This is a genomic window from Pantoea sp. AN62 (assembly GCF_050432985.1).
Lineage (GTDB): Bacteria > Pseudomonadota > Gammaproteobacteria > Enterobacterales > Enterobacteriaceae > Pantoea > Pantoea brenneri.
The window spans coordinates 36,682-58,450 of sequence record NZ_JBNPYB010000005.1; the positions used below are offsets into that span (position 1 = coordinate 36,682).

Here is a 21,769-nt window from a genome sequence, read left to right on the forward strand (position 1 = left end):
CTTATTCAGATAAACAGGGTTTTCACGGCCGCCACCAGCAGGGTGGTGGTCATCACCATTAACAGTCGCTTAATCCAGCGCATGTCGTTTTTCACGGTCATTACTTCATCTCTGAGATTCTCGACCGTTCGGGTTAAGCTGATCAGGCCAGCCTCCAGCTTATCGACTTTGATTTCAACCTGGTTAAGCCGGATACCCAGCTTATCGACTTTTCTTTCAACGTGCCCCAGACGCTCATCGATCTGGTCGACTTTTCGTTCAACATTGCCGAGTCGCTCATCCATCAGGTCGACTTTTCGTTCAACATTGCCGAGTCGCTCATCCATCAGGTCGACTTTTCGTTCAACCTGATCGACTTTGCGTTCAACATTGCCGAGTCGCTCATCTATCTGTTCAACTTTTCGGTCAACCTGATCGACTTTGCGTTCAACATTGCCAACCCGCTCATCGATTTGTTCGACTTTTCGGTCAACCTGATCGACTTTGCGTTCAACATTGCCAACGCGCTCATCTATCTGTTCAACTTTTCGGTCGACCTGATCAACTTTGCGTTCAACATTGCTAACGCGCTCATCTGTCTGTTCAACTTTTCGGTCGACCTGATCGACTTTGCGTTCAACATTGCCAACGTGCTCATCGATCAGTTCAACTTTTTGTTCGACCTGATCGACTTTTTGCTCAACGTGGCCGACGCGCTCATCGACCCGGTCGACTTTTTGTTCAACCCGGCTGAGTTGCTTATCGTCTGGCTGGTCCGGTTTTCCCTGCTGCATATCCGTAAAGATCTCCACCATCGCCTCCGCTTGCTGCTCATCGATCCCTGCCCGCTGCAGGGCTTTAAAGGCCTGGTGGGTCTTCATCATGGTGCTTGTCATGTCTGCCTCTCTCCCGGCAATACGGCGATAGCGAGAGGATGACAGATCACACAAAGGGTACCACTAAGCCGGTTGTACTTTGCGCGCCTTTCCGAAAAATATCAATTAGTTCAACAAGTAACGTGCAGTGGATTGCGAGCGGTCTCGCAACCTTCGGCGTCTGATGCGGGAAGATCTCCTCTGCGTGAATCCGCAGAGGAGAAGAGAAAAGCAGGCGTTACGGCTGAGGCACGATCTTGATTTCCACCATGCCAATGCCCAGTTTGCGTGGGTCCTGACCGGTGATATTGCCGATATTACTCAGCTGCGGTTCCGGCGGCGCAATGGTCAGTTGGTGCGTGGCGGTCGGGTTGTCAAAATGCAGCGTATGGGTAGAGAAGGTTTCACCCAGCGACAGCAGTTGCTGCTGATCGCCAACCCGCACCGGGATCTGGCGGTGGACGTTAGCTCCATAAGCGCGAGCGGTAATCACCAGGTCAAACTTCGGCGGTAGCGGATCGACGTACTCTATCTTCACTTCCGGCGCGAGATTAGCGTTAGACCAGCGACCCCAGCTTTCCGGTCGGGAAATGCCGCTAAAACGCTTGATGCTCTGCGGTGCGCCAGGCACGTCGAGCCGGAAGCTGTCGGCGCTGTAGCGAATGTCGTTATCTTCGATGCGGATCTGCGCCAGATTGCGCTGATAAGCCGCATCGCTGGTCGGTGTGGTCGGGAATTTCACTTTACCTTTCCACTGTGGCTGATCGATATGCGTTACCGCAGGCGTTGCGCCGAGCTGGCCCATTGCCACACAGAGATCGCCGGACAGCGCCAGCGACGGCTGCCAGAGTCGCGCCATTTTGAAACAGCGATCGACCCACAGAAACTTATCGGTCGAGGTGAAATCGGCCAGCTGATAGCGCAGCGGTGCCGAATATTCCCCTTCCGGCATCGGCTCAACATGCTTATCACTGATGCGGAACAGAATCGGTAACCGGAAGGTGGTACCCGAGAAGCTAAAGGTATTTTTCACCTGATCGACGGTAAAGCTGTCCATCATCTTCGGGAAATTCCACAGCTGGATAATATCCGGCTTCCAGCTCATCACCTTACTTTTCATATCTTCAAACTGCGTCGATAGCGAAACGCTGCTCAGGCTGCTGCGGCCCAGACCAATCGCGTTGTCACCGCCGAGAATATCCAGCAGCGTCGCGCCGTTATCCAGCGTGCTGCGGCGCGCATCAATCACTTCTGCCTGCGGTTTATCGCCGCGGATCACCATAAAAAGATCGTGGCGTGGCTGCTTAATCAGGTACTGGTGGGCGGTGTTATTCATCGCCAGATGATCGGAGGTCACCACAATCACCGTCTGTTTAAACCACGGTGAGGCTTTAATCCGGTCAATCAGGCGTGCGACGTGCTCCTGCGAACAGGCCACCGCGCTAAATGACTGGTTTGGTTTGCCATCAAAGCTGTAGCTCTTGCGCTCACAGCTGCGGGAGATAAAGCCATCGGGATGATGGGTATCGACCGTCAGGGTGAACAGCGCAAACGGTTTGTTAGCTTTTGACAGTTCCTGATATTTTTCAAACACCTCATCCATCACCGTATCGTCGTAATAACCCCAGTTGTTGCGATAGGTCGGATCGGCAACGCGGCTTTTCAGCTCCTGTGCGCCGTAAAGGTTGGCCGGATCAAAGCCGTGTGATTTCAGGAACACATCTTTGCCGGCGAAGCGCAGATCAGCGCCCTGAATAAACCAGTTGTCGTAGCCGGAGTTTTTCAGGATGTCGCCCAGACAGACGTTTTGCGGATAGAAGCTGGAGAGCGAGGCTGAGGCATTGCCGTCAAACGGCGCAAACAGCGGAATGCCGCACATTGAGGCGACCATGCCAGCGATAGTGTAATCGGTGCCCGGCAGCTGCTCAGTCTGGCTGAAGTCGATGCTTTGCTCTTTCAGGCGGCTGAGCTCCGGTGCCAGGCCGGGAAAAGCGTGCTGATCAAAATAGGTGCGCTCCAGGCTTTCGCCGTAGATATAGACCACGTTGAGGTGCGGCTGCGCAATGCGGTTACGTGGCACTTTGTAGAACGCATCGAAGTCGGAATCGGCCAGCTGGGTGTGCGACACAATCAGGGACGCCACCTGACGAAATGCAGGTGTGGTCTGCACTGAACCCAGCGCGCAGGCCACCGCCAGCAGCGACCAGCCGATATGATGTGGCCGCTCACGCCGCCGCAGTATCCACGACAGCAGGCAGAACAGCAGAAACAGCACGATGATCAGCCCTATGCCCGGCACCACATATTTACTGATACCGGCACCGGTCAGGCTGTTGGTCAGGGTATAGAGCACGGCATCATTGATGCCGTCGCCGGTGAAGTAGTTGCTGGCGTAAAGCGTTGCATTCAGCACCACAAACAACACCAGCAGGATTAACACCACAAAGAACCAAAATTTGTTACGCCCGGCTTTACAGGAATAGATAGCAATAGCGGCCAGAAACAGCCCAAGTGACGCTAATTCGGACAACGGCAAATCCTCTGTTGATATGAGTACGCGGCGCTTCAGACTGCCGGCCACCTTCGGGGGGATGGTTTTTCGACAATCTATATTGGCTGTAACCCGGCTGCAACACATCCAGCCAGATTTGTGCGGTGAGGATCATATTGGTGACAGAGAGCATCGGCGGGGAGTTTATCAGGCCTGACGGCGGCTGGCGCGCACCGTCAGCAGAGCAAAGCGGACTGTAATTTCAGAGTTTGCCGGTCAGGTATTGCGCCTCACCATCAGCAAAGCTCCAGTCGCCTTTGTCATTGGTGATAAAGCTGATCATTAAATCGTTACCCTGCACGCCACAACTTTCGCGCAGCTCGCGCGCCAGCTCCGCCATGAAGTGCTGTTTCTGTTCGCTGCTGCGCGGGCTGGTGTAGACCCGCACCATGACCAGATTATCGCTGCGGCTGAATCCCAGCCCGGTATCCTGAAACACCATCTGGTGGCGCTTGTTTTCCTGAACAATCTGGTAACGATCGCGCTCAGGAACCTGAAACGCGGTGAGCACGGCCCGGTGTGCTGCATCCAGCAGCGTACGCAGTTCGGATTCTGAACGACCCTGAATAACATCAAATTGCAGCAGTGGCATCGGCTTTTCCTCGCGGTGAGAGTGATAGTCTGTTGTGACTATAGTGACCACTTTATCCGCCGGGAAAAAGCGCGTAGCCTGAACTTATTATTCACTATATTGAACAATCAAGATGAAAGAGATGAAGACCGATGCGCTGTGGGATCACCTGCACTGGCTGACGGTGCTGGCCGAGCAGGGCAGTTTTACCCGTGCCGCAGAGCGGCTCGACGTCAGCAAAGCGGCGATGAGCCAAAAAATCAAAGAGCTGGAGCAGATGGCGGGCGTGCTGCTGGTACAGCGTACTACCCGCAGCGTGCGTCTGACCTCGGCGGGTGAAAAGCTGGTGGAGGAGTTGCGCGAGCCGTTTGCCCGTATCGAACAGAGCTTTTTCAGCGTGCGTGATACTGCCGGTCCGGTACGGGGACTGGTGCGCATCACCGCGCCGGTGGCGTTTGCCCGTCAGCAGCTGGTGCCGATCATTGGTGAGTTTCTGCGTGACTATCCGCAGGTCCGCCTGCAGCTCGACGTAACGGACCGCATTGTGTCGCTCAGCAGTGAAGGGTTTGATCTGGCGATACGCCACAGCGACACGCTACCGGAAACCCACGTGGCGCTGCCGCTGTGTGAGACGCGCACGCTGCTGGTGGCGTCACCGGCCTATCTGGCGGCGCAGGGTACGCCGCTGATGCCGCAGGATCTGGCCCGGCATAACTGCCTTTACTATCCACGCGGGGTGGAATCGCCACGCTGGAGCTTTGTGACCGACGGCGATAATGAGCGGATCCAGGTGCGGATTCAGGGCTGTTTTGCCACCAATAACAGTGAGTCGATCCGCGATGCGGCGCTGCAGGGATTAGGCATTGCGATGCTGCCGGACTTCAGCGCCCGGGCGGCGCTGGCAGCCGGTTCACTGCAACAGGTTCTGCCTGAATGGCAGGCGGTCGAGGCGTTCGCCGCCCGCCTGTGGATTGTGCGTCCCTGGGCGGCGCAGGTGCCACGTGCGGTCACCACCTTTGCCCACTGGTTACGCGCGCGCTTTGACGGTTAGCGGCAGCGCCAGCGTCGGGGCGGTCTGCTGCATCATCTCACCCATCAGGCTGCGGCGATTGTACAAACCCAGCCGCAGATTGAAGTCGAGATGCAGCCGTTCGTTTCCGGTTAACTTGATGATTGGCGGCGGCGTTTGCGGTCGTTGCTGAAACAGCACGGAATGGGCGAAGGCGCTGCTGCTGTCAGCGTGCAGGCGCTGATAGTAGTAAGCGTTAGCTTCCCCTTTCCGCAGGTAGAGATTGGCCCGTCGGTATTCGCGCATCGCTACCTGTTGGGCCAGTGACAATAGCTGGCGCGATGGATTATCAATGTTCTGCACAATCATCGGGAAATCATCGCGCTTTTTCAGTTCCTGAAAATAGTTCTGAATGCCGACGTTTTTCACCGGTGCCAGCTGTTTCAGCCACTCGCGGATAAACGGATTTTGCGGCGCAGCGGCGACAAACCAGCTTTCGATCACCGGGGCGAGGAAATTCAGGGTTGATTGTTCGCGGTAGTAACCGATTAAATCCATCGACCGCTCCAGATGCACGCGATGGACCCAGGCGAGATCTTCAAATAACAGGGTACTGCAATCAATGCCGATGCCGCCGTAACGGTGAATCAGTTCGAGACGAATGATTTCACTTTTATGCGCCAGCGTCAGATCGGAAGAGATAAAGTCAAGATCGGGCAGCCACTGCGACAGGGTGTGCTGAGTAATCAGATAAACCTGGTGATCGGGGTTATCCCGCCGGATTTTACTGATATTCAGCGCCATTGAGGTAGGCAGCTGATCGTTATGCCAGTACATCCAGACAATCTTCGGAATTTCCGGCAAGCTTTTCTGCTGCGATATCAACACGACGTTCTCTTCCTGCCCCGGATCATATTCCGGGGCGCTAAAGACGCTGTGTCGTTTTTTATTCCATAACATCTGGCTACTGAATGATATTCTTTTCCAGTTGCGCCAGATCTTATGCGCAGGTCGTTGGCGATGTAAAGTCATGGTGCACCTGTTGTTTTTATTTTCCCGTCATATTGCAGCACCTGCGCGCCCCATAATTAACGCGATGGCGGGGCGATGCAGCCTGGCGGCAATCTCAATCAGTGCGGGAATTATTAAAGGGTTTCCCTGATGGTGGCGCAGTGTAAAAGCGCGCGCTAGTTTCCTCACGGCGGTTTAAATTGCACTGCACCTTTTTAATAAAACATTATTTACCTATAAGCTATGTCTTTTTTTGACTTTCGGATAATACGGAAATAAACCGGGCAGCCGATGAAAATAATAGATTAAGCGGACTGTATTATTTATTTAATCACTCTTTTTCGCCGGTATAAGGAAAGTCTGAATCGCGCGGCGGAGTCATCGCCGCTGCTGCGGCCTGGTGGCTTTTTCGGCAGCGGATTGCGCTTAAACTGCCGCGTTAGCCCGGCTCATCAATCGCTTCCAGCGTGCCGCGCGTTAACGATTGTCTACGCTTAAGAGGATCTTACTGAGAAAGGAGCGCGCATGCAGAGTGATTATCACGGTTTACTGGCGGTAGATAAACGGGGCAATCGCGTCCTGTTTCTTAACCCGGAGACGTTTGCGGTCGAGCGGGAGCTGAACGCCTTTCCACCGCGACCGCATGAACTGCTGATGCTGACGGCGTGGGGCAAAGCCTATGTGCCGATTTATGGCGATGGCGTTCATGGCAACAATCCGCATCCGGGCCATAAAGTGGCGATAATTGATTTGCAGCATCGGGAGATCAGCGGCTTTATCGATCTGTCTCCGCTGCGGGCGCCGCACAGTGGTCAGCTGGGGCGCGACGGCAAAGTCTACCTCTGCTGTGAGCAGAGTGCCGCTGTGGCGGTGATCGATCCGCTCACCGATCGGCTGGAAAAAGTCATTCCGATCCCTTCGCACAATGCGCATCGTCTGACGTTGTCACCCAGCGGCCGCAAGCTGTTTACCGATAACGAAGAGGACGCCACCATCACGGTCGTCGATCTGTGCGAAGCGGAAGGGCGGATCGTCGATACCATCCTGCTGCCGGGGCCGATTGCCGGTATCGCCGCCTCACCCAAACACCCTTACCTGGTGGCCAGCGCCGCCGACGCGCCGCTGCTGTACGTTATCGATCGGCAAAGCCACCGGATTCGCCAGCGTCTGGCGCTGCCGGGTCATCAGCAGCCTTGTCAGGTGGTGCGTTTTAGCGCGGATGGGGAACAGCTGGTGGCGATTGGCGAGGGTGAGCCGGTTGTCACCCTGTTTGACGATCTGCTCAATCCGCTGGGCGATATCGCGGTCGGCACTATGCCGATGGATGGCTGCTTCAGCCCTGACAAGCAGTTGTTGCTGATCGCTAATCAGGGCGATGGCACCCTGAGCGTGATCGATCTGGCTCAGCGCAAAGTGATTGCCACGCCGCGGGTCGGCACCGGCTGTGAAGTGCTGAGCTACTATCCGCGCGATCAGATAAACGGACGATGATAGATCGCCGAGCTCCAGTGGCGGCTGCTGGCGTGCTTTTCCGCCTGCCAGCCGCGTTTGCGCAGCTCACGGGCGATCATCTTGTTCATGATGCCGTGACCCAGCAGCAGCACCGTGCCGTGGCGGGCGTGCTCAATTAACCGGTCGGCCGCCAGTGAAGCGCGATGGCGGGCGTGCTGCAATGACTCGCTCTGGCCGGCATAACCGCACAGCCACAGCAGCCGCAGCAGCGCCAGCCAGATCAGCGTCGGTAGCTGGAGCTGACTGCCCGGTAGCAGCGGCACTGCCACCTCGCTAAACAGCGCGTCGACCTCGTGCGGCTGCAACCCGAGCTGGCGCAGTGAGGAGCGGGCGCGGGGAAGCGGGCTGCACACCACCACCGTCGCCTGACGCGCAATAGACAGGCTACGCGGCGGCGGTCCGTCGCTGACCTGTGACAAATCGTAGGCTTCGCACCAGTCCGCCAGCGCCTGCACGTTGTGCCGTCCGCCGGGCTGGTGATTGGGCTTACCGTGCCGCATTAGAATAATCGTCATAACTCTCCTGTACCGCTTTCACCACAGGGTAAAGCATTGTCTGCATTTGCCAATCCCTGGATATTTTTTCGGAGAATAACCCGGCTGTCATGCCACGGTAACAGCGCGGTGCGATAACGGAGCGCGATGAAAGGGGCCTGCTCCCGATTTAGCTTAATGTTAAGAGAAAATTCTACTTCGCACGCCCTGATGTATTTTTTATGCGCGACGACTCTCGGTTAACTGCCTGAATTTGCGATAAAAACTTTTGATGACGCAGTGTGATAATGAAGTTTATCTAACAAATTAGCTGAAGATCTATTGATTTATCTACGCGCGTAGATACACTATGTCTCCAGTGATTGCTCACGGTGCACGATGCACAGCAGGCGCCATTGATTGTGAAGTTACATTCGCTTCGTTAAAGCGACCGGTCAAAAAAGATCGGCGAAAGCGGGCGAGGGGCCAGATTCCAACACCAGGGAATCCTTTAACCTTTCATCATGGTTAGTCAACTGAACGTCGCCACCGGGATGTTCCGCTTACACCCAGGGAACCGACCCACGGACGGGCGTTTATCGATCTGCATACTCATTCAGGGACAGGGTTATGACGGCACACAGCACCGTTAAGCAGCAGGCATCACTGCCTTCCTCCTCAGCCGCCGACGAGCGGTTTAATACGCCTTCCGGCCGCAAAGATTTCTGGCGCGCCACTTTCTCATGCTGGTTAGGTACCGCCATGGAGTACGCGGATTTCGCGCTCTATGGCCTTGCCGCCGGCATTATTTTTGGTGACGTTTTCTTCCCGGAATCGACCCCGGCGATGGCGCTGCTCTCCAGTTTTGCCACCTGGTCGGTCGGCTTTGTTGCCCGCCCGATTGGTGCACTGTTCTTCGGCTGGCTCGGCGACCGCAAAGGGCGAAAGGTGGTGATGATCGCCACCATCATCCTGATGGGCGCCTCCACCACCTTTATCGGTTTAATCCCCAGCTATGCCTCGATTGGCGTCTGGGCACCGGCCTGTCTGGTGCTGCTGCGCTTTACCCAGGGTTTTGGCGCGGGTGCTGAACTGTCGGGCGGTACGGTGATGCTGGGCGAATATGCGCCAGTGGAGCGTCGCGGCCTGGTCTCTTCCGTGATCGCGCTTGGTTCCAACAGCGGTACGCTGCTGGCCTCGCTGGTCTGGCTGATCGTGGTGCAGATGGATCAGCAGAGCCTGCTCGAATGGGGCTGGCGCATCCCGTTCCTCAGCAGTGCGCTGATTGCGCTGGTCGCCTTATGGATTCGACGTCACCTGCGTGAAACGCCGGTATTTGAACGTAAAAAAGCGCAGATGGCAGCGGAACGTGCCGGCGTGCTGGCGGCGCAGCCAGCGGTCGACTCGCGTCCTTTCTTTCAGCGTACCCGCGCCTTCTGGACCATGGTGGGTCTGCGTATCGGCGAGAATGGCCCCTCTTATCTGGCGCAGGGGTTTATTGTCGGTTACGTCGCGAAGGTGCTGATGGTGGATAAATCGGTGCCGACCACCGCCGTTTTTCTGGCGTCGCTGCTAGGCTTTATCATTATCCCCTGCGCGGGCTGGCTGTCGGACCGCTTTGGCCGCCGGGTGGTTTACCGCGTGTTCTGCCTGTTGCTGATGGTCTACGCCTGGCCGGCCTTTACGCTGCTGGATAGCCGCGAGCCGATGCTGGTCATTCCGGTAATCGTGGTGGGAATGGCGCTGGCGTCGCTGGGTATCTTTGGCGTTCAGGCAGCCTGGGGCGTGGAGATGTTCGGCGTCCACCACCGCTACACCAAAATGGCGGTCGCCAAAGAGCTGGGTTCCATTCTCTCTGGCGGCACCGCACCGCTGATCGCCGCAGCGATGCTCTCTTACAGCGGTCACTGGTGGCCGATTGCGGTCTACTTCTCGGCGATGGCCACTGTCGGGTTCCTGACGACCTTTGTGGCGCCGGAGACGCGAGGGCGGGATCTCAACCTGCCGGATGATGCGATATAGCCGGACCAACAAAAAAGTACAGCAGGCCGTGTAATGCGGCCTGCTTTGTTTATGGAGGAAAGTGATGTGGCTAAGTCGTTAACAGGAAAAGTCACCCGCAGTGAGGTCGCGAAAGCGGCAGGCACCTCGGTGGCGGTGGTCAGTTATGTGATTAATAACGGGCCACGTCCGGTTGCCGATGCGACACGTCAGCGGGTGCTGGCAGCGATTAAGGCGACCGGTTACCGGCCAAACGCTGCGGCGCGCGCCCTGGCCTCCGGCAATACCAAAACCTTTGGCCTGGTGGTGCCGAATATCAGCAATCCGTTTGTCGCCTCGATGGCGCATGTGCTGCTGCAGGAGTCGCTGAACCACGGTCACGTGATGTTGCTGGGTGATGCCGGCGATGACCGTAAACGCGAGCTGGAGCTGATTCAGGGGCTGCTGAACCGGCAGGTGGATGGACTGTTTTATAACAGCGTCGATCGCCATCCCTACATTGAGATGATTAAAGCCAGCGGTACGCCGCTGGTGATGCTGGAACGGGTCGAGCCGCAGCCGGGCGTCAGTATGCTGCGGGTCAATGAGCGCCAGGCGGCCTGGCAGGTCACATCGCATCTGCTGAGTCACGGTTATCAGCAGGTAGGGATGATTAGCGGTCCGACAGAGATGCTTAACGCCCAGGATCGTATCCAGGGCTGGCGTGACGCGATGCAGGAGCGTGGCCTGCCGGTTGATGAGTCGCTGATCTTCCCGGCCAGTTACAGCCGCGAGGGCGGTTATGCGGCGGCCCGCACCATGATTACACAGCGTCGTGTGCCGCGCGCCCTGTTTGCCAGCAATGAAGGTCAGGCACTTGGCGCGCTCCGCGCCTTCTCCGAACAGCAGATTCGCGTGCCGCAGGATGTGGCACTGGTCTGTTTCAATGGCACCGAACACGCCGCTTTCCATGTTCCGACGTTAACTACCGTGCGCCAGCCGCTGCGTGAGATGGCGCGTTGCGCTATTCAGATGCTGAAAGCGGGTCAGAACGAAGCACAGCTGAAAGAGTTTCCCCACTATCTTGAAATCGGCGAATCCTGCGGCTGTAAACCGCAAAGCCAGAGTTAACCAGATAACACCATGAAACGAATAATTATTGATTGCGATCCGGGCAACGGTATCGCCGGTGCTAATACCGATGACGGGCTGGCGATAGCGCTGGCCCTGGCGTCTCCGGCGCTATCGCTGGAGTTAATTACCACCGTGGCGGGCAACACGCCCTGCGAGCTGGGTACGCGCGTCGCCAAAGATCTGGTAACCCGGCTGGGCTTAGCCATTCCGGTGGTGCAGGGCGCTCAGCAGGCACTTGAGGAAGATCCGGCCCCGTGGCGTGATGCACTGGATAATCGGGTGATAGAGTCAGGACTCAGTACGCTGTGGCAGGATGTGCGCCAGCCTGCGGATTTACCGGCGGATGCGGGCGAGGCGGCCGACGCCATCGGTAAGCTGATTTGCGACAATCCGGGCGAGATTACGCTGGTAGCGATTGGTCCGCTGACCAATGTGGCGCTGGCGATGCAGCGTTATCCGGCCATGGCGGAAGCGGTGGCGGAGATTGTGATCATGGGCGGCGTATTCGCGCTGGATGATTACATCAAAGACACCAATTTTGGACTCGACCCGGAAGCGGCGCATCAGGTGTTACACAGTGGTGCCACGCTGACGCTGGTGCCGATGGATGTCACCACCCAGACCTTGCTGACCCAGCAGGATTTAACCCGGCTGACCGCGGTTGATCATCCGCTTACGCAGTTTGTGCGCGAGACTCTGCGGCCGTGGATCGACTATTCCATGCAGACCCGCCAGCTGGCAGGCTGCTGGATCCATGATGCGCTGGTGATCGCCTGGCTGATGAATCAGCGGGTGGCATCCGGCATCGATTACCGGGTGGATATCGAACTGCGGGCCGGGCCGACGCGCGGGAAAAGCTGGCGTTATCGTCAGCCGCTGCGCGTCACTACCGGCATCCCGGAGAACTGTGGCGCGTTAGTGCACGTGCTGCATCGTGTCGATAATGCCCGGCTGTTAGCGATCATCGGCCAGGCTTTCAGTCGCCTGAATCCCGAATCCTAAAGCCTGAAAGCCTGAAAGCCTGAAAGCCTGAAAGCCTGAAAGCCTGAAAGCCTGAAATCATGAATACCGGGGCGCAATCCGCCCCGTACCCTTCCTGAATCGCCATTCTGACACGCTTATTTACAGCCTGAAGCAGCGGCTGACAATTACGTAGCACGCTAACCTTTCTGACATGATATATACAAGTGGTTAACAAAATTGCAACCACGCTGTGGGTTGCGCCCACCCCTTTCCGGCCGCTGTGCCGAAGCCGCTCAGACAGGATAGTGACATGCTTAACTGGACTCCGACCCAGCGAAACGTGGCGTTTGCCAGTTTTGCCAGCTGGACGCTGGATGCTTTCGACTTCTTCATTCTGGTTTTTGTGCTCAGCGATCTGGCGCACTACTTTCACTCCTCGGTTTCGGAGGTCTCGCTGGCGATTATGTTGACGCTGGCGGTGCGGCCGATCGGGGCGCTGCTGTTTGGTCGCCTGGCGGAGCGCTACGGCCGCAAGCCGATTCTGATGCTGAATATCGTGCTGTTTTCGCTGTTTGAACTGCTCTCCGCCTGGTCACCGACCTTTGGCGCGTTTCTGGCGTTCCGGGTGATCTACGGCGTGGCGATGGGCGGCATCTGGGGCGTGGCCTCGTCGCTGGCGATGGAAACCATTCCGGATCGCTCCCGCGGGCTGATGTCCGGTATTTTCCAGGCGGGCTATCCGTGCGGTTATCTGCTGGCGTCGATTGTCTTTGGCCTGTTCTTTGCCACTGTTGGCTGGCGGGGCATGTTCCTGATTGGCGCAGTACCGATTCTGCTGCTACCGTTTATCTATTTTAAAGTACCTGAATCCCCGGTCTGGCTGGCGGCGCGCCAGCATAAAACCAGTTCGGCGCTGATGCCGATCATTCGCCAGCACTGGAAAATCTGTCTCTATATGGTGCTGCTGATGGCCTGCTTTAACTTTTTCAGTCACGGCACCCAGGATCTCTATCCCACTTTCCTGAAAGTGCAGCACCAGTTTGATGCCCATACCGTCAGCCTGATCGCCATCGGTTACAACATTGCGGCGATGCTGGGCGGCATCTGCTTTGGGTCACTGTCTGAGCGTATCGGCCGTAAAAAAGCGATTATTCTGGCATCACTGCTGACGCTGCCGATTTTGCCGCTGTGGGCTTTTTCCAGCGGCTCATGGGCAATTGGCATCGGTGCGTTCCTGATGCAGTTTATGGTGCAGGGCGCGTGGGGCGTCGTTCCGACCTATCTGACCGAGCTGGTTCCGGCCAACGCACGCGCCGTGTTGCCGGGCTTTGTCTACCAGCTGGGGAATCTGATCGCTTCGGTCAACGCCACGCTGCAATCGCGTATTGCAGAAGCCCACGGCGGCAATTACGGACTGGGCATGGCGATAGTGGCGGGCACGGTAGCCGTGCTGATCTCTCTGTTAGTGGCGTTTGGTCGCGAGACGCGCGGCATCGAAATCTCCGGCGCGGTGGCCCGGCAGCCCGATTAACGCGCTTCGCAGACGTCGACCCAGCGGGCAGCCGTCAGCTCGGCCATCTGTTGCGGACTGATGCGCACGGCGCTATGGATGGCGCCCGCCGCAGGTAACACCTCGTCAAAACCGCGCAGCGAAACGTCGCAGTAAACGGTCAGCGGATTTTCCAGCCCGAAAGGACAGACGCCGCCGACCGGATGGCCGGTCCAGTTAATCACTTCATCCACGCTAAGCATCCGCGCTTTGGCTCCCAGCGCCGCTTTCAGCTTGCGATTATCCAGCCGGGCGTCGCCACGCGTCACAATCAGCACCACTTCATCTTTGACCTTCAATGACAGGGTTTTGGCGATCTGGCCTGGCGTAACGCCGTGGGCGCGGGCGGCCATATCAACCGTTGCGGTGCTTTCGGCCAACTCAATAATCTCAATTTCAGGGGCGTGTTCGGCAAAGAACTGGCGTACTGACTCCAGGCTCATCTTTCTCTCCAGGCTGATCGAAGGCGTAAAAATTGCCACAAGCCTCGCAGCCTGTAAACGAGATAAACGGAGATTTAGTGACAGAATGCGTCGCGATCAGCTGCTGCTTAAGGTGCAGTTGCCGCATTGCGCCACATCGGGGATGCGGTAACGCTGGCAGCAGCTGCGACGGACCAGTTCGCCGTTGCGGGGGATCATAGTGCGGTAGAGCGGATTATCGCTGCCATCCAGCAGCTGCTGGTTGAAGAACAGCGCCTGTTCCAGTTGTGCCACCGGCAGCTCACCGAGGGTGTTTTTTAGCTCGCCGAGGAACCACTGAAACGAAAAGCCCATGTTGTTCCAGATCAGCCTGGCATTGATATCGCCGTGGCGGGTAATGCTGTTCACTACCGGGATCAGATGCTGCTGTATCAGCCGATCGAGGCGCTGCTGTGCATTCAGGTAGTGCGCATCCTCATCCTCCTGCACCGCAATCCAGAACGCGGCGGGATGTCCATGCTGAAACTCCACCCGGATATGCTCGGGCGAGCAGTCGAGCGCGCGCGACTCCTGCAGCAGGGCGATCATCAGTGGCGGCAGCAGCAGACCAAAATACCACTGCGCCCACAGTGACAGCACCGGTTTTGCTTCCCGCACGGCATCAGGATGATCGCGATAGAGATAGTCGCTGTAACGCTGAATCAGCGGCGTAAACACGGCGGGCTGTGACCAGTCGGCGAGCGTCAGGCAATCGGGCGCGGCAGGCTGATCGAGCTTAATCGACTGCTGCAGATAGTCAGGCTGCTGCAATAGCCGTTGCTGCAAACTTTCCGCCAGCGGACGGTCGTTTTGCCGGAAGATCATCGACTGGGAGCTAAAGCGATTTTCCTGAGCGGTTACGGTTGCCATGTCGACTCGCGAAAGAGTAGATAAGAAAGCAAATGATAATCGTTATTGATTCACTCTTCAAGCCGTACAAAACATCAGCAGGAAAGGGCGGCTGGCCGGGGAGAGTAAATAAGTCAGGAACAGGAACTAATAGAATAAAAATCCGCTATACCGCGGTTACGGCATAATAATAGCCGCTTAATACGCAAGGGTATTACGCGTGTTCGCCGGACGTTGGATGATGCGCTTTAGGTAAATCTTCCCAGGCGAGAATGGTATTTCTTCCCTGATTTTTAGCCACATATAATGCGCGGTCAGCGTTCGCTACCGCCTGATCAAATTCATTATCATAAATAGGCGCAATGCCGGCGCTAATCGTTACATGGGTCGAAACTTTTTCATTAAAGCGGTGGGGAATTTCTAAATCGACCACATACTGACGAATTCGCTCCGCCAGTTTCATTGCAATGGAACTGTTGACGTTTGTCATCAGCACCAGAAATTCTTCGCCGCCATAACGGGTAACCACATCCCGTGAACGCACCGCATCGCGAATGGCCACCGACACCCGCGCCAGCGCCTGGTCACCCATCGCATGACCGTAATTGTCGTTATAGGCTTTGAAATGATCGATATCCAGCAGCAGGACATAATGACTGCCTGCATGGTTTTCCAGAATATTGTCGAGCCGGTTTTTCAGCCCGCGGCGATTATACAGTCCGGTGAGCGGATCGAGCATGCTGAGGTCACTGAAGGCTTCTTTCTCCTGATACAGCTGGCGCATCAGGCGCAGGGTAAAGTTATCGGCGCGACGACGCATCAGATGCTGCAACGAAAAACCAATCAGCGGCAGGGTGATGTTCAGCAGGATCAGCGGCAGGTGTTCCCCCTTATCCAGCAGCAATACGGTGACCACCGGCGGGGTGATATGCAGGCAAAACGCCAGCAGATGATCGCTCAGAGCGATGGCGCTGATAAAAAAAACGCTGAGCAAACTGATAATCAGAAAGCCATCATCAAAATAAGATGCCTGATGAAAGCGATAGTTAATGTGCCAGGCCCAGAGAGCACCCAGTATAAAAGACACCGGATTTAATAACGGTAATTTTAGTTTAGGACGGATTAAACAAAGACATAATATTGCGCTACTGAAAATAGCGACGCAAATTACCGGTAACGTCATTTCGCTTTTTCTGACCGGCGCCCAGCAGAATAGTGTAATAACAACGTTAAGAAACAACAAAAGCATGAGCGAAAGCCGATATTTGCTGTGTTTCAGTTCTTCATAAGATTGTAATTTCATTATAAATACTCGTAACGGCCCTGAAATATCAAAGCGCAAACCGGTAAAGCGCTTTACCGGACAGTGAGCAAATTATTGCTGTTATTAATAGTGTTATCGGCCGCAATCTAGCATTTTCCAACTGGTCTGTCATCTTCCTGGCCGGGCCAGTCAAAAACAGGCTGCATAAGGCACAAAACTGTCATATGATAATGGGAATGCTTATCATTTGAGGTTCGGATCATGGGGATGGCCATTATTGCCGCCTGCGGCCTGTGGGGATTTAGCTGGGTGATGGGGAAGAAACTGGATAGCGCCTGGGGCGTTCTGCTGCCGTGCGCCGCAATGCCATTGTTCGCGTTATGGGGACCGAGCTTCAGCCAGTGGCGGGTGGTGATGATCGTGGCGCTGCTGCTGACCATTGTAATGCTGTTTAACCAGCGCTTACGTCATTATCTGCTGCTGCCATCCTGTCTGGCATTAGCGGGCGGACTGGCGGCAGTGTCAGTGAATTTTCATCTGAATTAAAGGCAGGGAGTGAACAGCGTGTAACCGGGTTGCGGTAACAGAAACGATCATAAAGGGGAACTAAAGCAGGGAGATGACAACGTTGGTGCGAAGAGAGGGACTTGAACCCTCACGTCCGTTAAGACACTAACACCTGAAGCTAGCGCGTCTACCAATTCCGCCACCTTCGCATCGAGTTGTCTGTTCATATCACCGCAATGGTGCGAAGAGAGGGACTTGAACCCTCACGTCCGTTAAGACACTAACACCTGAAGCTAGCGCGTCTACCAATTCCGCCACCTTCGCGCAGTGCTCGCGATATGAAACTTGTGATTTTGGTGCGAAGAGAGGGACTTGAACCCTCACGTCCGTTAAGACACTAACACCTGAAGCTAGCGCGTCTACCAATTCCGCCACCTTCGCATACCCGTAACACCTTGAGAATGTTACAACCACGGAGGCGCATTCTAGAGATTTTACTCAATGCGTCAACAACTATTTTGTCGGGCTGAAACGATCGCTGTAAAAAGCAACGTTTTCAGCCCGGCGACGCGGTTAAACAGCGGAAAAAGTCTTAACGCGCTTTGGCACCGCGACCGTAAACGGCACGATAAACTTTGAAGCGGCCGGTTTGCGCCAGCACTTCGTGACTGCCAAAGGTTTCATCCAGCACCTGCGGGTAGGGCAGGAAGGCGTTAGCCACGATACGCAGCTCGCCACCGGTATTGAGATGCTTCACTGCGCCGCGGATCAGCGTCTGTGCCGCATCCAGACTGGTCTGGGTGCCTTCATGGAACGGCGGATTCGAGATAATCATGTCGAAACGGCCGGTCACGTCCGAGAAGACGTTACTGGCGAACACTTCGCCTTCCAGACCGTTGGCGGCCAGCGTCGCTTTACTCGCTTCAATTGCCGCGGCGTGCACGTCGCACAGCCACAGACGGACTTTTGGTGAACGCGCCGGCAACGACGCGGCAAGCACTCCGGCACCACAACCGATATCCAGCACCTTGCCTTTGGTATGTGCGGTGAAGGTCGAGAGCAGCAGTGCACTGCCGCTATCCAGGCCGTCGCGGCTGAACACGCCCGGCAGGGTATGCACGGTCAGATCGTTCAGCTGATAGGTATGACCAAAGGCGCTGGCGTCGAAGGTCGGCTGCCGATCAAGGCGGCCGTGATAGAGGCCACAGCGACGTGCGCTGTCGATCTTCTCCAGCGTGACCCACTGTTCCAGCATCCCTTCGGCACTGCGCACGCCGCTGCGGTTTTCACCCACCACGAACACATCGCAGCCCACCGGCAGCAGTGACAGCAGGTTTTGCAGCTGGAACTGCACTTCCGGTTTGTTCTTGGTCCAGAAATAGACCAGCGTATCGCAGCCCTGCACATCTTCCGCCTGCGCAACCAGTCCATAACGCGCCTGTTCGCCCATACGGTGGCTCAGGTTTTGCCAGTGATGATATTGCTGGGTATGCACCCGCGAAGAGGCGGTTTCCAGCTGAGCGGGCAGGTCATCCTGCAGATCGCCAGCAAATAAAACATGGCGGGCGGTAAATTCATCACTGTGGCGCAGAATGACTTCGCTGGCCGGGGTAAAAGCAGACATGTGGGGCTCCTGTAAGATCTGAGCGGGGATTATAGTGGTTTGTTGGCGCATGTTCGATGGGTTTGCTAGCATAGCGTCGCATTCAGGCAGCAGAACAGGTAACACCATGACGTCCAGGCGCGACTGGCTTTTACAGCAAATGGGAATTACGCAGTATCAGCTGCGCCGCCCGCGCGTGCTTCAGGGCGAAATTGCCGTCACGCTGGCACCGGAGACGCAGCTGATTATCGTGGCTGAGACACCGCCCGGCCTGCACGAACCGCTGATGCGCGACGTGCTGCATACGCTTAATCTGCAACCGGCTCAGGTGATGACCGTGACGCCGGATCAGCTGCAAATGCTGCCGGAGACGCTGCATTGCGCAGGATGGCTGCTCGGCGTTGAGAGTGAACAAACCTTTAACGGCGTGGCATTAACCAGCGCTTCCTTCAATGAACTGATCAGCAGCGGCGCCGCCAAACGCGCGCTCTGGCAACAGATGTGTAACCATGACAGCCATCTCTTTTCTCACCCCTGACGATCGGGCGCAGGCCTTCGCCATCGAGTGTCGTAGTCACGCCTTTCCATGGAGTGAACAGACCTTTGCCAGAAATCAGGGCGAACGCTTTCTTAATTTGCGGCTCGACGTCGACGGTCAAATGGCCGCCTTCGCCATCACTCAGGTGGTGCTGGATGAAGCCTCGCTGTTCAACATTGCGGTCGATCCCGCCTGGCAGCGCCGGGGATTTGGCCGCCAGCTGTTACAGCATCTGATTGATGAACTGATTAAACGCGACGTGCTGACGCTGTGGCTGGAAGTGCGGGCTTCAAATCTGCCCGCCATTGCGCTCTACCAGCAGCTGGAATTTAACCAGGTCAGTCGTCGCCCAAACTATTATCCCACTGCCAGCGGTCGTGAAGATGCCATCATCATGGCGCTGACGCTGTAGCGGTGTTAAGGAGCTTTGATGTCAGATAACTGGGATTGCATCCTGTTTGATGCAGACGATACCCTTTTTCACTTCGACGCCTATGCCGGTTTGCAGCGTCTGTTCGCCGGCTACGACGTGCAGTTTACCGATCAGGATTACGCCGACTACCAGGCGGTTAACAAGCCGCTGTGGGTCGATTATCAGAACGGTACCATTTCAGCGCTACAGCTGCAGACTCAGCGTTTTAATCACTGGAGCGAAAAGCTCAGCGTAGCGCCGGAGGTTCTGAACAGCGGTTTTCTCAGCGCGATGGGCGAGATCTGCACCCCGCTGCCGGGCGCGGTCAGCCTGATGAACCGGCTGCATGGCCGGGTGAAGATGGGCATCATCACCAACGGTTTTACCGCGTTGCAGCAGATACGGCTGGAACGTACCGGTTTTCGTGACTATTTTTCCGCGCTGGTGATCTCAGAGCAGGTGGGCGTGCCGAAACCGGCCGCAGAAATTTTTGATTATGCGCTGAAGCAGATGGGCAACCCGGATCGTCAGCGGGTGCTGATGGTGGGGGATACCCCGGAGTCAGATATTCTCGGCGGGATCAATGCCGGTCTGAAAACCTGCTGGCTCGATCACGGCACCCGACCGCTGCCGCAACATATCCATCCGACCTGGCAGGTCAAATCGCTGAACGAGCTGGAAGCGCTGCTGATCGGCTGACGGAAGCCGCCTCGCAAATCTAAATTGGCAGCATAAAAAAGGTCCGCATAGCGGGCCTTTTCGTTTTATCTTTACCGCAGCCGGAGCGTTACTCTTTCTTCTCGTCGTCCTCATCGCGATCCTCTTTCACCGGTGTGCTGGCGGTGAGCAGGAACGGCGATTGCTGCCAGCGGGTACGGCGATGGCGCAGCAGGGTGCGGGAGAGAATAATGCCGATCGCCAGCGCCAGCAGCATCATCAGGCGCAAAATATTGGTGGTGTTATCCACCTGACGCGATTCGGTGACCAGCACGTGGGTATCGAGCGTAACGCGCAAAAAGCCAAGCGGGCCGTCGTTACCCGCCAGCGGCTGCACAATCTGATGATTGAAGTAGCTGCCAGCGCGTTTGCCGTCCAGCGCCAGCCGGTCGCGCACGTTGATGTTTTCACCGCTGTGCGCCACTAAGCTGCCGTCGCCGTCATACACCGAGGCGTCGAGAATGCGGCTGTTAGCGGTCATCTGATTGAGAATGGCTTCAATCTGGTTGCGGTTATTTTCGCTGTTGTCCATCAGGGGCTTCAGGCTGAACGCCACCTGATTGGTCAGGGTATGCGCCAGCTCCTCAACCTGTTCAGACCGTGCCATTTGATGGCCGAGACTGAACCAGGAGGCACCCTGCATCAGGGCCACCAGCAGTGCCATTGAGATCAGAACGATCACCGTGCGATGTAAGCGAAATTTTAGTGCGGTTTTAGCCATCAATAATCCGTGTCACGTCACAACAGAAAGCCTGGAGATTATGTTGCCAGAAGCGGCGCAGACAAGGTAGCCTCTTGCGTGGTTTTGTTGTCCCTACAGGAGCTGTGATGCCAAATCGTTTAACCTGGTGCGATCTGCCCGCCGATGTTTCCCTCTGGCCGGGTTTGCCCCTTTCCCTTAGCGGTGATGAAGTGATGCCGCTGGATTATCGCGCTGGCCGGACTGGCTGGCTACTGTATGGCCGCGGGCTGGATAAGCAACGGCTGACCGATTACCAGCACCGGCTGGGTGCGGCGATGGTGATCGTCAGTGCCTGGAACGTAGATGAATATCAGGTGATTCGCCTGGCTGGCTCGCTGACGCCGTTCGCCAGCAGACTGGCGCACGACGCCGGACTGGACGTGGCGCCACTCGGCAAAATCCCGCACCTGAAAACGCCGGGCCTGCTGGTGATGGATATGGACTCGACCGCCATTCAGATCGAGTGTATCGATGAGATTGCAAAACTGGCTGGCAGTGGCGAGCTGGTGGCAGAAGTGACCGAACGCGCGATGCGCGGCGAACTCGACTTTACTGCCAGCCTGCGTCAGCGGGTGGCGACCCTGCAGGGGGCCGATGCTAATATTCTGAAGCAGGTGCGCGATGCGCTGCCGCTGATGCCGGGCCTGACTACCCTGACGCAAAAATTACAGGCGCTGGGCTGGCAGGTGGCGATTGCCTCGGGCGGCTTTACTTATTACGCCGAATACCTGCGCGATAAGCTGCATCTGTCGGCGGTAGTGGCCAATGAACTGGAAATTCGCGACGGCAAACTGACCGGCAACCTGCTGGGTCCGATTGTCGACGCACAATACAAAGCCGATACGCTGAAAAAGCTGGCGCAGCGTTTTGACATCGCGCCGGAACAGACCGTCGCGGTCGGCGATGGGGCCAATGACCTGCTGATGATTAAAGCCTCAGCGCTGGGCATTGCCTACCATGCTAAACCTAAGGTGAATGAGCAGACTGCGGTCACCATTCGCCATGCCGATTTGATGGGGGTGTTCTGCATCCTCTCCGGCAGCCTGATCCATGAAGAGCGTTAACTGAG

Annotated in this window: 21 protein-coding genes and 3 tRNA genes; 11 read left to right on the plus strand and 13 right to left on the minus strand. The window is 56.4% G+C overall.

The window, feature by feature from the left end:
- Positions 1 to 5: 5 nt before the first annotated feature.
- The 3 genes from FHW04_RS07310 to FHW04_RS07320 all read right to left on the minus strand — a co-directional run bounded on the left by FHW04_RS07310 (position 6) and on the right by FHW04_RS07320 (position 3,997).
- Complete coding sequence (locus FHW04_RS07310; RefSeq protein WP_179420078.1) at positions 6 to 863, minus strand: tropomyosin; 858 nt, start codon at positions 861 to 863, stop codon at positions 6 to 8.
- 229 nt (positions 864 to 1,092) lie between these two features.
- Positions 1,093 to 3,384, minus strand: coding sequence for a phosphatidylglycerol--membrane-oligosaccharide glycerophosphotransferase (gene opgB / locus FHW04_RS07315; protein WP_046289176.1), 2,292 nt, complete (start codon positions 3,382 to 3,384; stop codon positions 1,093 to 1,095).
- 223 nt (positions 3,385 to 3,607) lie between these two features.
- Entirely contained in the window at positions 3,608 to 3,997 is a 390-nt protein-coding gene (locus tag FHW04_RS07320) for a tautomerase family protein (RefSeq protein ID WP_031376341.1), read from the minus strand.
- 112 nt (positions 3,998 to 4,109) lie between these two features.
- Between FHW04_RS07320 and FHW04_RS07325 the strand changes: the two genes are divergently transcribed.
- Positions 4,110 to 5,027 carry a LysR family transcriptional regulator gene (locus FHW04_RS07325; protein WP_046289177.1) on the plus strand — a complete coding sequence of 306 codons (918 nt, stop codon included), beginning with the start codon at positions 4,110 to 4,112 and terminating at the stop codon, positions 5,025 to 5,027.
- On the opposite strand, the gene FHW04_RS07330 is transcribed toward FHW04_RS07325, so the two are convergent.
- Positions 5,004 to 6,017, minus strand: a complete 1,014-nt coding sequence (locus tag FHW04_RS07330) for a glycosyltransferase family 32 protein (RefSeq protein ID WP_089561350.1) — start codon at positions 6,015 to 6,017, stop codon at positions 5,004 to 5,006. The genes FHW04_RS07325 and FHW04_RS07330 overlap by 24 nt on opposite strands.
- A 504-nt stretch (positions 6,018 to 6,521) precedes the next feature.
- On the opposite strand from FHW04_RS07330, the gene FHW04_RS07335 reads away from it, so the two are divergent.
- Complete coding sequence (locus FHW04_RS07335) at positions 6,522 to 7,487, plus strand: hypothetical protein (RefSeq protein WP_089561351.1); 966 nt, start codon at positions 6,522 to 6,524, stop codon at positions 7,485 to 7,487.
- Here FHW04_RS07335 and FHW04_RS07340 read toward each other — a convergent pair.
- Positions 7,469 to 8,023, minus strand: coding sequence for a histidine phosphatase family protein (locus FHW04_RS07340; RefSeq protein ID WP_031376344.1), 555 nt, complete (start codon positions 8,021 to 8,023; stop codon positions 7,469 to 7,471). The two genes, FHW04_RS07335 and FHW04_RS07340, sit on opposite strands and share 19 nt — an antisense overlap.
- 588 nt (positions 8,024 to 8,611) lie before the next feature.
- Here FHW04_RS07340 and FHW04_RS07345 point away from each other — a divergent pair.
- From FHW04_RS07345 to FHW04_RS07360, 4 genes are all read left to right on the plus strand, one after another.
- A complete protein-coding gene (locus FHW04_RS07345) occupies positions 8,612 to 10,003 on the plus strand; it encodes an MFS transporter (RefSeq protein WP_031376345.1) in 1,392 nt (463 codons plus the stop codon).
- 66 nt (positions 10,004 to 10,069) lie between these two features.
- On the plus strand, positions 10,070 to 11,092 hold the full coding sequence (locus tag FHW04_RS07350) for a LacI family DNA-binding transcriptional regulator (RefSeq protein WP_046289218.1): 1,023 nt from the start codon (positions 10,070 to 10,072) through the stop codon (positions 11,090 to 11,092).
- Positions 11,093 to 11,104: 12 nt separating this feature from the next.
- Complete coding sequence (locus FHW04_RS07355) at positions 11,105 to 12,097, plus strand: nucleoside hydrolase (RefSeq protein ID WP_089561352.1); 993 nt, start codon at positions 11,105 to 11,107, stop codon at positions 12,095 to 12,097.
- Positions 12,098 to 12,368: 271 nt separating this feature from the next.
- Positions 12,369 to 13,589 (plus strand): MFS transporter, encoded by a 1,221-nt coding sequence (locus FHW04_RS07360; RefSeq protein ID WP_031376347.1) that lies wholly within the window; start codon positions 12,369 to 12,371, stop codon positions 13,587 to 13,589.
- Here FHW04_RS07360 and FHW04_RS07365 read toward each other — a convergent pair.
- The 3 genes from FHW04_RS07365 to FHW04_RS07375 form a co-directional block, all read right to left on the minus strand.
- Complete coding sequence (locus tag FHW04_RS07365) at positions 13,586 to 14,050, minus strand: YbaK/EbsC family protein (protein WP_031376348.1); 465 nt, start codon at positions 14,048 to 14,050, stop codon at positions 13,586 to 13,588. The genes FHW04_RS07360 and FHW04_RS07365 overlap by 4 nt on opposite strands.
- A gap of 96 nt (positions 14,051 to 14,146) precedes the next feature.
- Positions 14,147 to 14,938, minus strand: coding sequence for a siderophore-iron reductase FhuF (fhuF, locus tag FHW04_RS07370; protein WP_031376349.1), 792 nt, complete (start codon positions 14,936 to 14,938; stop codon positions 14,147 to 14,149).
- 193 nt (positions 14,939 to 15,131) lie between these two features.
- Entirely contained in the window at positions 15,132 to 16,220 is a 1,089-nt protein-coding gene (locus FHW04_RS07375) for a GGDEF domain-containing protein (protein WP_094106334.1), read from the minus strand.
- Positions 16,221 to 16,442: 222 nt separating this feature from the next.
- On the opposite strand from FHW04_RS07375, the gene FHW04_RS07380 reads away from it, so the two are divergent.
- Positions 16,443 to 16,727: a DUF1435 domain-containing protein gene (locus FHW04_RS07380; RefSeq protein WP_031376351.1), complete on the plus strand. Its 285-nt coding sequence runs from the start codon at positions 16,443 to 16,445 to the stop codon at positions 16,725 to 16,727.
- An 83-nt stretch (positions 16,728 to 16,810) separates the two neighbouring features.
- Here FHW04_RS07380 and FHW04_RS07385 read toward each other — a convergent pair.
- From FHW04_RS07385 to rsmC, 4 genes are all read right to left on the minus strand, one after another.
- Positions 16,811 to 16,897: transfer RNA gene (locus FHW04_RS07385), tRNA-Leu, on the minus strand.
- Between the two features lie 28 nt (positions 16,898 to 16,925).
- Positions 16,926 to 17,012 (minus strand) — tRNA-Leu (locus tag FHW04_RS07390).
- A gap of 30 nt (positions 17,013 to 17,042) precedes the next feature.
- Positions 17,043 to 17,129 (minus strand) — tRNA-Leu (locus FHW04_RS07395).
- Positions 17,130 to 17,280: 151 nt separating this feature from the next.
- Complete coding sequence (rsmC, locus tag FHW04_RS07400; RefSeq protein ID WP_069728465.1) at positions 17,281 to 18,312, minus strand: 16S rRNA (guanine(1207)-N(2))-methyltransferase RsmC; 1,032 nt, start codon at positions 18,310 to 18,312, stop codon at positions 17,281 to 17,283.
- Between the two features lie 106 nt (positions 18,313 to 18,418).
- On the opposite strand from rsmC, the gene FHW04_RS07405 reads away from it, so the two are divergent.
- Genes FHW04_RS07405 through yjjG form a run of 3 tightly spaced genes read left to right on the plus strand, consistent with a single transcriptional unit; the run spans position 18,419 to position 19,940 of the window.
- The gene (locus tag FHW04_RS07405) at positions 18,419 to 18,829 is read left to right on the plus strand and encodes a DNA polymerase III subunit psi (protein ID WP_069728464.1); all 411 of its coding nucleotides are present in this window, start codon (positions 18,419 to 18,421) and stop codon (positions 18,827 to 18,829) included.
- On the plus strand, positions 18,801 to 19,241 hold the full coding sequence (gene rimI / locus FHW04_RS07410; RefSeq protein ID WP_031376049.1) for a ribosomal protein S18-alanine N-acetyltransferase: 441 nt from the start codon (positions 18,801 to 18,803) through the stop codon (positions 19,239 to 19,241). The genes FHW04_RS07405 and rimI overlap by 29 nt, the downstream gene beginning before the upstream one ends.
- A gap of 18 nt (positions 19,242 to 19,259) precedes the next feature.
- The gene (gene yjjG / locus FHW04_RS07415) at positions 19,260 to 19,940 is read left to right on the plus strand and encodes a pyrimidine 5'-nucleotidase (protein ID WP_069728463.1); all 681 of its coding nucleotides are present in this window, start codon (positions 19,260 to 19,262) and stop codon (positions 19,938 to 19,940) included.
- 88 nt (positions 19,941 to 20,028) lie between these two features.
- Here the strand turns inward: yjjG and FHW04_RS07420 are convergent, their stop codons facing one another.
- On the minus strand, positions 20,029 to 20,679 hold the full coding sequence (locus tag FHW04_RS07420; RefSeq protein WP_046289178.1) for a YtjB family periplasmic protein: 651 nt from the start codon (positions 20,677 to 20,679) through the stop codon (positions 20,029 to 20,031).
- Between the two features lie 107 nt (positions 20,680 to 20,786).
- On the opposite strand from FHW04_RS07420, the gene serB reads away from it, so the two are divergent.
- Positions 20,787 to 21,764 (plus strand): phosphoserine phosphatase, encoded by a 978-nt coding sequence (serB, locus tag FHW04_RS07425; RefSeq protein WP_031376047.1) that lies wholly within the window; start codon positions 20,787 to 20,789, stop codon positions 21,762 to 21,764.
- Positions 21,765 to 21,769 lie beyond the last annotated feature (5 nt).

Excerpts from the sequence above, each read along its gene's own strand:
- rsmC (WP_069728465.1), bottom strand. The coding sequence starts at position 18,312 with ATGTCTGCTTTTACCCCGGCCAGCGAAGTCATTCTGCGCCACAGTGAT.
- FHW04_RS07320 (WP_031376341.1), bottom strand. The coding sequence starts at position 3,997 with ATGCCACTGCTGCAATTTGATGTTATTCAGGGTCGTTCAGAATCCGAA.
- FHW04_RS07340 (WP_031376344.1), bottom strand. The coding sequence starts at position 8,023 with ATGACGATTATTCTAATGCGGCACGGTAAGCCCAATCACCAGCCCGGC.
- rimI (WP_031376049.1), top strand. The coding sequence starts at position 18,801 with ATGACAGCCATCTCTTTTCTCACCCCTGACGATCGGGCGCAGGCCTTC.
- FHW04_RS07310 (WP_179420078.1), bottom strand. The coding sequence starts at position 863 with ATGATGAAGACCCACCAGGCCTTTAAAGCCCTGCAGCGGGCAGGGATC.
- yjjG (WP_069728463.1), top strand. The coding sequence starts at position 19,260 with ATGTCAGATAACTGGGATTGCATCCTGTTTGATGCAGACGATACCCTT.
- FHW04_RS07420 (WP_046289178.1), bottom strand. The coding sequence starts at position 20,679 with ATGGCTAAAACCGCACTAAAATTTCGCTTACATCGCACGGTGATCGTT.
- FHW04_RS07380 (WP_031376351.1), top strand. The coding sequence starts at position 16,443 with ATGGGGATGGCCATTATTGCCGCCTGCGGCCTGTGGGGATTTAGCTGG.
- FHW04_RS07325 (WP_046289177.1), top strand. The coding sequence starts at position 4,110 with ATGAAAGAGATGAAGACCGATGCGCTGTGGGATCACCTGCACTGGCTG.
- FHW04_RS07335 (WP_089561351.1), top strand. The coding sequence starts at position 6,522 with ATGCAGAGTGATTATCACGGTTTACTGGCGGTAGATAAACGGGGCAAT.
- FHW04_RS07365 (WP_031376348.1), bottom strand. The coding sequence starts at position 14,050 with ATGAGCCTGGAGTCAGTACGCCAGTTCTTTGCCGAACACGCCCCTGAA.
- FHW04_RS07330 (WP_089561350.1), bottom strand. The coding sequence starts at position 6,017 with ATGACTTTACATCGCCAACGACCTGCGCATAAGATCTGGCGCAACTGG.
- FHW04_RS07355 (WP_089561352.1), top strand. The coding sequence starts at position 11,105 with ATGAAACGAATAATTATTGATTGCGATCCGGGCAACGGTATCGCCGGT.
- FHW04_RS07375 (WP_094106334.1), bottom strand. The coding sequence starts at position 16,220 with ATGAAATTACAATCTTATGAAGAACTGAAACACAGCAAATATCGGCTT.
- serB (WP_031376047.1), top strand. The coding sequence starts at position 20,787 with ATGCCAAATCGTTTAACCTGGTGCGATCTGCCCGCCGATGTTTCCCTC.
- FHW04_RS07345 (WP_031376345.1), top strand. The coding sequence starts at position 8,612 with ATGACGGCACACAGCACCGTTAAGCAGCAGGCATCACTGCCTTCCTCC.
- fhuF (WP_031376349.1), bottom strand. The coding sequence starts at position 14,938 with ATGGCAACCGTAACCGCTCAGGAAAATCGCTTTAGCTCCCAGTCGATG.
- FHW04_RS07405 (WP_069728464.1), top strand. The coding sequence starts at position 18,419 with ATGACGTCCAGGCGCGACTGGCTTTTACAGCAAATGGGAATTACGCAG.
- FHW04_RS07360 (WP_031376347.1), top strand. The coding sequence starts at position 12,369 with ATGCTTAACTGGACTCCGACCCAGCGAAACGTGGCGTTTGCCAGTTTT.